This window comes from Paenibacillus phytohabitans (assembly GCF_013141775.1).
Taxonomy (GTDB): domain Bacteria; phylum Bacillota; class Bacilli; order Paenibacillales; family Paenibacillaceae; genus Paenibacillus_AQ; species Paenibacillus_AQ phytohabitans.
Genome location: NZ_WHOB01000064.1, coordinates 1 through 10,806, shown reverse-complemented (window position 1 = coordinate 10,806; position 10,806 = coordinate 1). Strand labels below are relative to the sequence as shown.

General features: G+C 47.0%; 18 protein-coding genes. All 18 read right to left on the bottom strand.

What is annotated here, in order from left to right; genetic code table 11:
• Positions 1 to 209: 209 nt before the first annotated feature.
• On the bottom strand, positions 210 to 512 hold the full coding sequence (locus GC101_RS22085) for a hypothetical protein (protein ID WP_171719018.1): 303 nt from the start codon (positions 510 to 512) through the stop codon (positions 210 to 212).
• Entirely contained in the window at positions 509 to 679 is a 171-nt protein-coding gene (locus GC101_RS22080) for a hypothetical protein (protein WP_171719017.1), read from the bottom strand. The genes GC101_RS22085 and GC101_RS22080 overlap by 4 nt, the downstream gene beginning before the upstream one ends.
• A gap of 111 nt (positions 680 to 790) precedes the next feature.
• The gene (locus GC101_RS22075; RefSeq protein WP_171719016.1) at positions 791 to 1,591 is read right to left on the bottom strand and encodes a hypothetical protein; all 801 of its coding nucleotides are present in this window, start codon (positions 1,589 to 1,591) and stop codon (positions 791 to 793) included.
• Between the two features lie 270 nt (positions 1,592 to 1,861).
• Positions 1,862 to 2,125: a hypothetical protein gene (locus GC101_RS22070; protein WP_171719015.1), complete on the bottom strand. Its 264-nt coding sequence runs from the start codon at positions 2,123 to 2,125 to the stop codon at positions 1,862 to 1,864.
• On the bottom strand, positions 2,122 to 2,292 hold the full coding sequence (locus tag GC101_RS22065; RefSeq protein WP_171719014.1) for a hypothetical protein: 171 nt from the start codon (positions 2,290 to 2,292) through the stop codon (positions 2,122 to 2,124). The genes GC101_RS22070 and GC101_RS22065 overlap by 4 nt, the downstream gene beginning before the upstream one ends.
• Positions 2,282 to 2,911: a P-loop NTPase family protein gene (locus GC101_RS22060; RefSeq protein ID WP_171719013.1), complete on the bottom strand. Its 630-nt coding sequence runs from the start codon at positions 2,909 to 2,911 to the stop codon at positions 2,282 to 2,284. Before GC101_RS22060 ends, GC101_RS22065 begins: the two co-directional genes overlap by 11 nt.
• Complete coding sequence (locus tag GC101_RS22055) at positions 2,908 to 3,342, bottom strand: hypothetical protein (protein WP_171719012.1); 435 nt, start codon at positions 3,340 to 3,342, stop codon at positions 2,908 to 2,910. The genes GC101_RS22060 and GC101_RS22055 overlap by 4 nt, the downstream gene beginning before the upstream one ends.
• Positions 3,343 to 3,603 carry a hypothetical protein gene (locus GC101_RS22050; protein ID WP_171719011.1) on the bottom strand — a complete coding sequence of 87 codons (261 nt, stop codon included), beginning with the start codon at positions 3,601 to 3,603 and terminating at the stop codon, positions 3,343 to 3,345. It abuts the gene before it with no gap.
• A gap of 12 nt (positions 3,604 to 3,615) precedes the next feature.
• Positions 3,616 to 4,638: an OmpH family outer membrane protein gene (locus GC101_RS22045; RefSeq protein WP_171719010.1), complete on the bottom strand. Its 1,023-nt coding sequence runs from the start codon at positions 4,636 to 4,638 to the stop codon at positions 3,616 to 3,618.
• A complete protein-coding gene (locus GC101_RS22040; RefSeq protein WP_171719009.1) occupies positions 4,638 to 4,934 on the bottom strand; it encodes a major capsid protein in 297 nt (98 codons plus the stop codon). The genes GC101_RS22045 and GC101_RS22040 overlap by 1 nt, the downstream gene beginning before the upstream one ends.
• Positions 4,891 to 6,831: a fibronectin type III domain-containing protein gene (locus GC101_RS22035; protein ID WP_171719008.1), complete on the bottom strand. Its 1,941-nt coding sequence runs from the start codon at positions 6,829 to 6,831 to the stop codon at positions 4,891 to 4,893. Before GC101_RS22035 ends, GC101_RS22040 begins: the two co-directional genes overlap by 44 nt.
• A gap of 88 nt (positions 6,832 to 6,919) precedes the next feature.
• Complete coding sequence (locus GC101_RS22030; RefSeq protein WP_171719007.1) at positions 6,920 to 7,078, bottom strand: hypothetical protein; 159 nt, start codon at positions 7,076 to 7,078, stop codon at positions 6,920 to 6,922.
• 96 nt (positions 7,079 to 7,174) lie between these two features.
• Positions 7,175 to 7,522, bottom strand: a complete 348-nt coding sequence (locus tag GC101_RS22025; RefSeq protein ID WP_171719006.1) for a hypothetical protein — start codon at positions 7,520 to 7,522, stop codon at positions 7,175 to 7,177.
• Between the two features lie 38 nt (positions 7,523 to 7,560).
• A complete protein-coding gene (locus tag GC101_RS22020; protein ID WP_171719005.1) occupies positions 7,561 to 7,887 on the bottom strand; it encodes a hypothetical protein in 327 nt (108 codons plus the stop codon).
• Positions 7,888 to 8,290: 403 nt separating this feature from the next.
• Positions 8,291 to 9,493 carry a replication initiation factor domain-containing protein gene (locus GC101_RS22015; RefSeq protein ID WP_171719004.1) on the bottom strand — a complete coding sequence of 401 codons (1,203 nt, stop codon included), beginning with the start codon at positions 9,491 to 9,493 and terminating at the stop codon, positions 8,291 to 8,293.
• Positions 9,494 to 9,511: 18 nt separating this feature from the next.
• Positions 9,512 to 9,736 (bottom strand): hypothetical protein, encoded by a 225-nt coding sequence (locus tag GC101_RS22010; protein WP_171719003.1) that lies wholly within the window; start codon positions 9,734 to 9,736, stop codon positions 9,512 to 9,514.
• A 152-nt stretch (positions 9,737 to 9,888) separates the two neighbouring features.
• Complete coding sequence (locus GC101_RS22005; protein WP_171719002.1) at positions 9,889 to 10,065, bottom strand: hypothetical protein; 177 nt, start codon at positions 10,063 to 10,065, stop codon at positions 9,889 to 9,891.
• A 169-nt stretch (positions 10,066 to 10,234) separates the two neighbouring features.
• The gene (locus tag GC101_RS22000) at positions 10,235 to 10,771 is read right to left on the bottom strand and encodes a tyrosine-type recombinase/integrase (RefSeq protein WP_171719001.1); all 537 of its coding nucleotides are present in this window, start codon (positions 10,769 to 10,771) and stop codon (positions 10,235 to 10,237) included.
• Between the last annotated feature and the right edge of the window lie 35 nt (positions 10,772 to 10,806).

Here is a 10,806-nt window from a genome sequence, read left to right as displayed (position 1 = left end):
GAGAAAAAGTGAGGAAAAAGCCACGTCTTTGTTCGGCTCGTTCCGAGTAACATGGGGTTTGTACCCCCGTGTTACAGTACGGGGGTTGCGCGAGCCTTGCGGCTCGCATGCGTAAATTAGTGCAAATGCTTCATATAGGGATTTTTAAAGCCTGGAGGCTTGTCCAGGCGTAAAGGAGGGAGGAATCACCTCCATATTTTAACACAACCCTATTCTGCAGCAAACCCTCCGACTACCGGATTGAACAAATCCAACTGCAGCAGCTCCTCACGCTGCCGTTTTACAACTTCAGCGCCATATTCCAAAGCACTGGCAGACGGTTTACGATTGTAAAGCTGCGGCAACTCATCAATCAACGCTACACGCTTTGCAGGAGGCTGTACGGGCCATTCTAGGCCGCAGGAAGGACAACGGTCTACAGGCTTAGGACGCACCTTGCCAAGAGGATAGAGGTTATAAGGCGAGTCCTCAACGCGAATCAGCTCAACGGTCTTACAGCGTGCGCAGTTCATTTGGATTCACCCCGCAGTTTTTCAAGCGAGGCCAAGCTCGCTGCGTTATACCCTGCGCGGTAAGCATCTTGCAGCATGACCTCAATAATCAAAACAGTGTTATGATCCAGATGCGCAGGGAAAAACTTTCGTTCGCTCTTTACATACTCAACAGCACCGTCAGACACAATCATCAGCTCCTTTAGGTTATAGCCGCCCGGATCGGGCGAGGGTATAAAGGGAAGGGGAGGGCAGCCCTGGTTAATGCGGCGTAGGGCCAAATGCAGCGATCACCGCGATCAGTCCGGCTGCTTACCCAAATCAACGATTTCCGGCAGCATCACATATAGTGCATTCCGGAATAAATCAGCATAGCCTTCATAAACCTTTGTTTGAATTAGATTGTCTATATACGCCCATTGTTCAGCCGGAATTGCCATCGTGATTGGCTTTTTCACACCTTTAGATTTCCTGCCAGCACCAGGACGGACACCGCCGCGGATAGGCAATTCCGTCTGATTCGGGTCTTTGATTTTGCCTGTCTTTTTCTTAGCTTTTGGCCGTTTAGGATCAAGTAAGGCTCTGGCTGCTTCTATGGTATCGACTAATTTAGAGCGTTTGGTTCCGAAGTCAATGCGATAACCGTCCTCACCTGGATATTTCAAAACCGGGTGATCTTTGTACGTTTCGACAAGAATCGGATCTTCCGAATCCTCTTCGTTGTTTTGGACTGTCTCATTCAAAGTCTCAATAATCGGCTTTTCTTCCTCTTTGATTTGGACAATCTCAATACCGACTTCCTTCTCATACTCTGATTCTACAATCCCTTGCAATGCTTCCTGGGCAAGCACTTTCAACTCTGTTGTCCGTGCAAAAAGCGAATCGAATCGCTTTACAAGACTAGGCCACTTCATCCGTTTATAGCTTTTACTAGTCTTGTAATAATCGTCTCTCAATTCATCTAGTTGCAACATCAATGTTCCTAACTGCGGGTGTTTTGAAAGACGCATTCGAAGTGCTGAAGCCGCATTAATGGTAATCACCCGTTCTGCCTCAAACTGCCGTAGATACGCCTTTTCAATCTCCAAACTGTACTCCATGGGTCTGTCCCCCTTTGATTTAAACTTTCTAAATCAATTATAGCACGGAATATTGAATTAGACAATCTATTTCAAACGATATCCGGGAACATAAAATGCAGTGCACAAAGTAAGATCACTTGACCCATGGTCAGCAAGCAGCCTAACATTTTGCTTCACCAGAATCCTTAAGCTTTGGTGCATGAGGGTTAACCATCAGTTCTTTCATTCGCTGAAGCATATCAGGCGTTACCTGGTCAGCTACCGTAAAGGCTGCTGCACCTATTACTTTTATACTCTGTCCCATTTTTTCCACCATTCCTCTTCATCGACAATCACCGTTGTCATTGGTTTGCGGTCCATAATCATCACATATACGCCGAAGTGAGCAAGGGTCAATACCAGCAGCACCAGGCAATACAGCCAGGGCAATAAGGTAAAATGATCCGGATTTTTGAAAACGTCTAAAGCCTTAACTACGCCGCGGATAAACAGCATCAGAAAGACCAATGCAGATCCGCAAATCCCGGCAATGACAAACTTCCTTTTCTTCAAATCATCCGCCTCCCGAGCATTCTCCAGCCCATCATGGTGACAATGCCTGACCATATGTAGGGCTGGGGAAGATCCGTGAATAAGAAGAACAGCAGCGTCAGGAAGCCGAAAACGCCGCCTATGACGGCCAGTCTTAACAGGTAATGCCGATAGGGGTTATGTCCCATAGATCACACCCCCGGCCTTTCTAGCCCGTTCCCATTCCAGATACTTGGCTGCGTACACTTGATTTTGGTATTGCATGAATTCATAAGTCGGCATATCCTCTTGGTCCACCGCGCCGATCCCGAGGTATTCAGGCGGCTTGACCTTGAATTCGGTCCGGTACACATCGAAGACCCATTTGTTCAGGACCCACAATCGTTTCCCGAATACCTGCCCAGCTGGCTGCGGGTCTTTTACACTCACCTGGACATACTTGCCTAGCTTAGTCGTGATCCGGTTCTCAAACTGAATCAGCCGGCGGAAGGGATAAGCGATATCCAGAATGCTTTGCGCAGTCATGAGTAGATCCACGCCGTCTTTCCGGTGCTGACGCAGCTCATAAAATATCTCATAGGGCATGTTGTACATTTGAAGACCATCCAGGAGTATTCCAGCCTCGTCCATCAGGATTAAAGCATTTTTGACACGGCCCAATACCTGGAGTGGATCATGATAGGGGATGGCCCCTTTTAACGGCAGATTACTATACACGATCTTGCCTTGACGTTGCTTGTTATAGGCCCATTTGGCCGCCGTTGCGGTCTTTCCGAAGCCTGGAAGTCCGGTTAATACTTCGATCATCGTTGTTCACCTTCAAACTGAGCAATAAACTCATTGATCTGATCCGGGCCTACCGTGTTGTGGCGGGGACCGGGGGGCATCGGCGGCACTCCGGCCACCTTCACCCCCCGGCCCCGTTCATCACGCATCGTCATATATGCTTGCATTGCCATATCACGCTCCCGTTTCATGGTTTCAAATTCGATCTGTGTAAAATAGACCTTTTCTAATCTTTTGGCGAGTCTATAATCCGCAACGGCGGCCTTTAGGGCTTTTCCATACCATCCAACGACAAAGGCCATGATCACGAAAAATGTAAACATCAGTCCTGTAACACCCCAAATCATTAAGATGATTAAGGCTCCAGCATAGTAGGGGAGCCGCCGCAAAAATGCTTTAATGCTAAATTTGGCAAAGTGCCTGTATGCCCATTCAAATACCTTGTTCTGCATCTATTTCCCTCCGCTAAACGGGATGAATGATTTTATAAGGACAACGGTGTAGAAGACCATGAGCGCAACGCTGAAGGCTATCATAAGCCCCGCAACGACCATGACATCGGTTAACGGGAACAACCTATTCCAAGGCGCTACCTTGTCGATCAGCTCATTCCAATAGCCGGAGAATTGTCCCCAGGGAATCGAAGGGAGGGTCAACCATTTGGACACCTTACTTGCGAAATTCGCCATCGTATTCATCATTGCATCAATCACCGTGAAAGCCTCCTACACGGTCAGGCGTGGCCGCAAAATGAGGATGATGGCATAAAAAAATTCACACCATAAAATAATTTGCAGCAGCCTACGTATTTTCTTGATTTCGTCCATATACAAGGTGAAATCGACTGCTGGAGTGACAACAACGCCCATCCAGTGGATTTCTCCATACTTCACAACTTGAGTTGTATTATTGATCCGGTTGCTGCTGTCTTCGATTACCTTTTGTACTTCGTTAACCTGGTCTTTCATTTGTTCGGTTGGCAATTTGGCCTGTAGTTCAGCCATAGCGCTGTCAAACTTGGCTTGTGTTTCTGGCTTGACCTCATAGATTTCACGGATGCTCATGTTGATCTGAGACAGCTTAGACGCAAGCATATTTTGCAGATCATCGAGTTTATTGGACAACATTTGGCTCATCGCATCGAGCCGCATTTCCATGCTCATCATCAGGTCCTTAAGCTTGTTAAAGATCGCCTGTAGCCATGTCACCGCAACCTCGTCATAGACAGGCATGTCCTTCAGGATAAAACCGCCTGGCTGATTGGACCAGCCGACAACATACCGATGTGTGCTACCCAAGTTAGAGCCTGGGCCTTGCACCTCGCCGTCAGATATGGCAACCACACGCAGATTGACAAAGCTCCCTGTGTTCCAGGAGTCAAACCGGATGCGGATATCGTATGACCGTTTGTCATTGCCTGTAACCGGATCTCTCGCGGGGTCGAACCAATCCACGATGCGATTATTTGCCGTGATGTAAAAGCGCGTGACTTTCCGGCTGCTGATATAATCCTCGTCAAACCTCACATTGGCAATCACGCTTTGAAAACTGATGGACGTTTCATCTACCGTGAGCAATATACCTTCTTCACTGGTATACGGATAAGTTGTATCCCCAAACCACACAAAGTCATCGTCTGCACCTTGCGGCCCGAAGAACGGATAGGCTGTACTGGCGGCAGATGCTGAAAGAGGTAATGCGGTGAGCATTACCCCTAACAACAAAATGATTTGGATTGCCTTTTTCATTAGTTCGCTTTGTTCATGTTTTTCCGGAATACCGCAATCAACCAGCCGATCCCGAAGAAGATAATGAGGATACCGATAACCACGGTTACAATGGTGATCCCGTTTGTCTTCATTTCTCCGGCACCGTCTGTGAGGCTGCCTGTCACGGTTGCCAGGTCACCGCCTGTAGCTGCGAAGGTCGGCAGGGCCATGTACACCGAAGTGCCTCCAGTGATTGACAGGGCTGCAACGAACTTCTTCATTTTTCCGGCTTTACCTTTGGTTCCTTGTACGGCTTGGGTAAGTTTTTTCAACATAGTATTTCCTCCTAGAATTTTGGTTTTGGTTTGGTGTATAGCTACGGCTCTGCCGTACGCTGCCTTGCGATAAATTCAGGGCTGGCTTAGACTTTGCCGATGTTGCTTTAGGTCTGTACGAGGTGCTTTGGGTCATTTTGCCTGATGGTTTGGCCATGTTCGTTTTTTTCTTAAACAGCTTAATGAGCCACATGGCACCGAACATCAGTATGAGCACGGTAATAATCATCAAGATTAGGGACATGCCGTTATCTTTGACACCGTTCGCCCCGTCAACCAGGGTATCGGTCGGCTTGTCCAAATCTGGATTACCGCTGTCTGCAACGGGTGGAGGTGTCCAATTCGGGTCAGATCCACCACCACCGGGACCGCCGCCATTGCCGCCCGATCCGTTGCCTGGCGTTGGTGTCGGTGGGGCTGCGGATGTGGTGAATGTCCCCGATCCCGGCACCTCCCGGCCAAACGCATCCAGGGATACGATTTTCACGGTATACGCTGTGTTCGGCTGCAAATCATTCAGCTGATAATACAGGCTGCTTGTCGTAGCGACATACGCATCATTGAGATAAACCTTGTAAGAGTCCCCGACACTATTCCAGATGGCACGCGCGGATTTAGAGGTCACCGACAAAAATTTAACACTGGGAGCAACGGCAGCCGGGATAGGTCCGGTTTTGACCGTGAGCACATTAGACTGTGTTTTGCGTCCATAGATGTCGGTGGACACCACGTAATAACTGTACTGGGTATCTGGCTGTAAATCGGTAATCGTTGCATACGTTCCAGCGGAAGTCTTTTGCAGCTCTCCTGAGGTGTTCAGGATGTTATAGAGCAAGCCTATCCCGGTCCATTTCAGTGTGACGGATTTATAATCCGTGGATACCAGGCTTAGAACGGGATCGACAGGCGGCGGAGGTTCCAGGGTAGTACCGGAAACGGTTTGAGAGGATACCGTTCGCCCGTATTTGTCCGCCGCGACTACATACACTGTTTTTGTGATGTTTGGTTCTAGTCCGGTGAAACTATAGCTCAGAAAACCCGTTGCTCCCGTCCAAACCACTGAACCAGTTACGCTATCACGCAGCGTATAAGATACGGCTTGCGGATCGCTGTTCCAGTTAAAAACCAAACGGTCGACATAAGGGACAACAGTAAGCGTTACATCAGCGATAGGATCGTCATAAGGTGTGAATTTAACAGTCTTGGATACCTGGGACTCATCGCCGTTGACATAAACAGCAGATACATAAGCCGTATATTCCACATCCTGCACGAGATCAGGAAGATGATACATATTCGTTGTTACAAGAGATGTGTTCACCTTAATCCCGTTGACATACACGTTGTAGCCCGCTAAATCTGTGTCTGTTAATGCATCCCAATGAAGGTCCGCCGCTTTCGTTCCTACGGTAGCCTTCAGGTTTTGAGGGATTGAAAGGTCGATTTCACCAAACAAATCAAATTCGTAAATGTTCATGCCATTTGAGGCTTGGTTTCTAACCTCAACCCTGGATACATTATTGATATTTACAGCAAATCGGCCATTACCATTAGATGGCGTATTATACTCTTTCAGCAAAACATTCGATGAGTTGTAAAACCGAAGGAAGAAATAACCACCACTGGATGACATCTGAACATCTTTGATATTCATCGACTTGCTTGGAACGGTATAACTCAAAGTGTTACGCGCTCCGCCACTCCAAGAAACCCCGACATACGTTGCCCCGTTGTTATCCGTTGCCCCTGTTTGGTCCAGGAAATTACTTGTACCATTACTGGATAAAACCATAACCTTTCCATTCAGTAACCCGCCAGGCAATGCATATGTTTCCCCGGGTTTGAATAAGACAATCGAAATCATTAGGCATGTGAAAGCAATTATGAATTTCCTCACATCAGTACATCACCCCTTTCGCTTGTAGACTAGTTTAAGCAATGTAAACATCACTCCAGTTAGCCAGGCTGCGAAGAATAGGTCCAGTTCATTTCCGACCAAGGTCATTAATGTTCACCACCTCAACAGGCTGTACGCCGCCGCTGGCATCACTAGCATCGGTCATGTGATCCATGAAGATGTTAATGAGCCAGGAAGCGCCGAAGACGAACAGGAAGGCAGGAAGCATCGCCAGATACAGACTCAACGGCGCACCATCCTTTCAGCCAGGGCGTAACCGCAGTAGATGCTAACAACAATAAAAATGAGCAGCAAGTCCAGGTGAATCTTGTCTAGCCTCGCTTCAATTGACGAGTAGTCCGCCGGAATCGGCGGGGGAGTCGCTAGAATCTCCTGTGTTGCTGTTGGAGTCGGGGAGGGTAGGGGAGTCGGCGTTACTTCCGTTTCCACTGTCTTCACCTCCTGTGATGCTCAGCAGCTCCAGCACTTCGATTTCCACTTCCTTCAGGTAGTTGATCCAGACCAGGAAGGATACGATAGGCTGAATACCATCTTTCATATTCGTCAGCAGCAGCCGTACATAGGCTGCGCTGGGAACGTACAACTGAATGATTTTGGTCGGGTGGCGATCACTGCCGAATTGCATCATGTCGAATTGACCGACCTTGTTGCTACCCTTGAGGTCCACCATGCGAAACGCGACCAGGCTACCCGTGAGGACGGCCCTCATTAGACGGCCTTATTGCTTACTGGCTTGTCCACGAGACTGAAGGGTGCTACAAACTCAAATGCATCAATCTTTAGTGTAGGCTTGCGTCCCGTCAGACTGATGCGCATCGAGGCATCATAGTAACCAGGAACACCGCTGGTGTACATGGTCATAAACTCTTTGTAATCAACCACCGCTGTTTGAGGAGTGTGTCCAATGACGTTTTCTTCTTCTGCCCGATCAGCGTCGCAATAATGGATTTTTGCCCCTTCGATAATGTTTCCATTTTTTTCATCAGGGAATGAGTACCGAGATACGCCGAGAACGAGAACTCTTGTTTTTAACATTTCCTTTCAACTCCTTCTTTGATTTGGGTTGTCTTAATCTATACAACAAGGTGAGAGTAAGTAAGGAAACTTACGTTCACAATATTGTCACATTTATAGGTGGCTAATTTTTATGCATTTGGGTTACGAATAAATATTCATATAATTGAATATTTTGTGCATAAAAAAAGCCCACCAAATTGGCGGACTCTTGACCAAACACTTGTTCCCATGTTATGCGAACAGAGATTTGGTATAATGAAATTACGGAGACACCCCAAGGGTATATTGGAGTGTCTCAAGGGGCAGCTGCTGAAGTCCGCCAAGATCACAGCAGCTTGTCCCGATATTTAACTACATTTATGATAGCACATGTGGTTATCTTTGGGAATGACAAATTTCTCACTTTTATAGGATTTCCGGCCTACATATGTGGGTCTTGATTAGGGGACGTTCCAGCGTCCTCTTTTTGTTGTGCCCTGTAGTCTTCTGCCGTTGCTGCGATCCGGTGCGCTGTCTCAACTTCCCAGGCTTCTTCCTGCCTTTGTATCCGTTCCGCGCGCTTCTCTTCATCTTTAATGTGTTCTCGTTCAAGTTGCGCGCGGAACGTCTCTGCACGCATCCAGTGCGCCTCTGTCATTTTATCCAGGCCCCGTTCCAGCATTGCGACAAACGACTCATGTCCCGGCCCACCAGTCGCAAACCATACTTCGGCTAAAGTCGCTTCGACTTGAGATTCAAGCCAGGCTTTTTTTCGGGGGATGGTTTTATCTGGAGCCTTGGGCGTGAGCCGAAGCTTGAGGGCATCCTGTAGATAGGCTTCCCAAAAGGGAGAGACAGGCCAGCGCTCTTTATGGGAGTCTTCGGTTTTATCTACAAAATTGATGTACTGGGACAAGATACCGAAATAAAGTTCTCCGGCCGACATCCCTTTCAGTACCCAATCTATAGCTGATTGCGCTCTGTCGTCCCGCAGCTGAAGCTCTCCGCGAACCCAGGAGGTAATACCCTCTTCCAGTTCAAAGCCTTCACCGAGGCGTTCTTTGTCCTTTTCGTAAGGTCGCCACCGAATCATGGATTTAGCAGAACCGAAGTAACCGGTTGTACCCTGGGAGGTTCCATCCATGATCTTCAATTTTTCTTTATTTTCCAGGTCGCGCCATTTGGACCGACATAGGCCGCGCCGGACTCGCCGTATGAGGTCAGGAACTTTAAAGTAAGGTTTATCCCCGTTATACCGGATATCGTCACAAGCCAGATCCAGGCGGCTGTAGTTCGGTTCGTAGGGTTCTAATTTGGAGAATAGAACATCCCAATCATGACCCGCAGACCAATACTCCTCATATTCCCGGCAACCTTGCCCCGACATTTGCACGTGCATTCCCATATTACCCGCACCGTTATAGAGCAGCCAGATGCTGCCGCAGCACTTGCGATCCCGGTAGCCGTGCAAACCTGTCGGCATGTCTTTCCATTCGCTCTCAGGGATACCTAGCACCTCATACATAGCATCCAGGGTAATATCCCGGCGTGATGTACGGCCTTCGTCATCTACATATGGCTGAGTCTTCAGGGTGAAGTTTAACCAGTCAATTAATAGAATTAGGTTGTCTTTTTCAGTTGTCATGGTGCATGCCCCTTAGTGTTACAGTAGTCTCAAATATTCTTCCTTATCTACCTTTTCACCGTGTTTTTCAGCTTCTTTCAAAATAAAATGTGCCATTGTGAAAAAGGCTGTTGCCTCACCAATAGATCGCTCATACCACATTTCCCAGGCTTCAACATCGGTGCTGTTTTTCATTTTTTCAGCTTCCAGCCGGGACTTATGTTGATTCACCGCGCAAAAGTTGTACAGTTCCTGTGCTCTCATTTCAATGTCTCCTTTGATTTAGATTGTCTTATGAATTACTACCAAATATTTTTTTGAGTAAAGAGAAAAGGTCTATCTCAAACACAATGAGGAATAACGCTACTACTGGTATCCATAGAACTGCAAAGCTCACGTTTATCCATCCCTTTGATTTAGATTGTCTTTTTAGTACGTTCGTGTACAACTACCAACAGATATTCAACCAGACCATAAACTGCGGCAGAATTAGTACTGTCCTTAATCACCTGGAGCAACATCCCTACATCCTGAACATCTTGGATATCTCTCTTTAAAATCATATCTGCGGCAATTTCAGCAGGGGACCTCATTTGAAACCCTCCTTTGATTTAGATTGTCTTTATTTTTATTATAAATTCGATAGTCACAAGGATTATCCCAAGCAGCATAAATCCGATAGAAATCCAATCTATAAAATTGTTCCAGGATTTAACAATATCTTCATCTTCCAAAATATCACCCCCTCTCAGACTGTCTAAATCAAAGGAAGGTTGTAGCAAAAACTTCGTCTAATTCATCTTGGGTTACCCCTATGTATACCAGCGTTTCACGCTCATTACTATGATTCAATATCGTCATGAGTCTAGCTAAGTCCTTATGTTCCCGATAGTAGTGATAGGCGAACGTCTTTCTACAAGTGTGCGTACCGATATGCGGCATGCCCAGCTTCAACCCGCAATCGTGAAACACCCGATAGATCGAGGAGACGGAGGGAGGGTTATTGTGCGTAATGGTTCGCAGCAGATAATCCTCATCGTCCATAAATTCAATATATTCCATGATAATCGCACGCAATTGTTCATTAATGTACATGCGCCGGAACTTTCCGGTTTTTAGCTCATTCAGGTTCAAGTAATAGCGCCGTAATATGCCTACCTTTACAGTACAAATGTCGCTCATACGCAGCGCTGAATTAGTTGCCAGCTTGAACGCGATGTAATATCGGGAACTGTAGTACTTTAGTACATGTTCCATTCGCCGGATATCTTCCAAACTTCTCAAGGGTTCAACCCTCATGTGCAAAAACTCCTATCTGTCAAAGTTAATCATAC

What these genes read in the sequence shown, in the direction of transcription:
- GC101_RS22085 (WP_171719018.1), bottom strand. Translation starts at nt 512, where the DNA reads ATGAACTGCGCACGCTGTAAGACCGTTGAGCTGATTCGCGTTGAGGAC.
- GC101_RS22075 (WP_171719016.1), bottom strand. Translation starts at nt 1,591, where the DNA reads ATGGAGTACAGTTTGGAGATTGAAAAGGCGTATCTACGGCAGTTTGAG.
- GC101_RS22065 (WP_171719014.1), bottom strand. Translation starts at nt 2,292, where the DNA reads ATGGGACATAACCCCTATCGGCATTACCTGTTAAGACTGGCCGTCATA.
- GC101_RS22060 (WP_171719013.1), bottom strand. Translation starts at nt 2,911, where the DNA reads ATGATCGAAGTATTAACCGGACTTCCAGGCTTCGGAAAGACCGCAACG.
- GC101_RS22055 (WP_171719012.1), bottom strand. Translation starts at nt 3,342, where the DNA reads ATGCAGAACAAGGTATTTGAATGGGCATACAGGCACTTTGCCAAATTT.
- GC101_RS22045 (WP_171719010.1), bottom strand. Translation starts at nt 4,638, where the DNA reads ATGAAAAAGGCAATCCAAATCATTTTGTTGTTAGGGGTAATGCTCACC.
- GC101_RS22040 (WP_171719009.1), bottom strand. Translation starts at nt 4,934, where the DNA reads ATGTTGAAAAAACTTACCCAAGCCGTACAAGGAACCAAAGGTAAAGCC.
- GC101_RS22025 (WP_171719006.1), bottom strand. Translation starts at nt 7,522, where the DNA reads ATGGTGGACCTCAAGGGTAGCAACAAGGTCGGTCAATTCGACATGATG.
- GC101_RS22020 (WP_171719005.1), bottom strand. Translation starts at nt 7,887, where the DNA reads ATGTTAAAAACAAGAGTTCTCGTTCTCGGCGTATCTCGGTACTCATTC.
- GC101_RS22015 (WP_171719004.1), bottom strand. Translation starts at nt 9,493, where the DNA reads ATGACAACTGAAAAAGACAACCTAATTCTATTAATTGACTGGTTAAAC.
- GC101_RS22010 (WP_171719003.1), bottom strand. Translation starts at nt 9,736, where the DNA reads ATGAGAGCACAGGAACTGTACAACTTTTGCGCGGTGAATCAACATAAG.
- GC101_RS22005 (WP_171719002.1), bottom strand. Translation starts at nt 10,065, where the DNA reads ATGAGGTCCCCTGCTGAAATTGCCGCAGATATGATTTTAAAGAGAGAT.
- GC101_RS22000 (WP_171719001.1), bottom strand. Translation starts at nt 10,771, where the DNA reads ATGAGGGTTGAACCCTTGAGAAGTTTGGAAGATATCCGGCGAATGGAA.